This window comes from Bacillus sp. JJ1764, from assembly GCF_036962145.1.
In the GTDB taxonomy this organism is placed as follows: domain Bacteria; phylum Bacillota; class Bacilli; order Bacillales; family Cytobacillaceae; genus Neobacillus.
In genome coordinates this window covers 1-407 of sequence record NZ_JBALNY010000088.1, presented here as the reverse complement: position 1 = coordinate 407, position 407 = coordinate 1, and the positions used below count along the sequence as shown (strand labels likewise).

General features: G+C 45.7%; 1 protein-coding gene. It reads left to right on the top strand.

Annotated elements, in window-relative coordinates:
• The coding region (locus tag V7083_RS13365; protein WP_335478503.1) for an ACT domain-containing protein at nt 1-334 on the top strand (334 nt) is incomplete at its 5' end.
• Nucleotides 335-407 lie beyond the last annotated feature (73 nt).

Below are 407 nucleotides of genomic sequence, written 5' to 3'. Positions count from 1 at the left end.
CGCGAGGATTGTAAAAATCAATCAATACCGCATTGACGTGAAGCCTGAGAAGCATTTGCTATATATTAAGCACCAGGACGTTCCGGGTATGATCGGTAAAGTCGGATCATTATTAGGCAATTACCTGATTAATATCGGAACAATGCAGGTTGGTCGAACAGAGGTTGGCGGAGAAGCGATCATGGTATTGACGCTAGATAAAACCTTGAATGCGGATGTAATCACTGACCTAACGATGATTGAAGGTTTAGATGAAGCACGCTTACTGGAGTTGAGCAACGTGGACTCTTTTGATGCAGATCGTGTTGAGCCGCAGAAGGTGGAAAGCAGGTAATTTAATAGAATCAGATTGGGGGACGCCTTGGTTGGGCGTTCCTTTTTTTGGGGGCGGGGTGTATGGGTGTGGA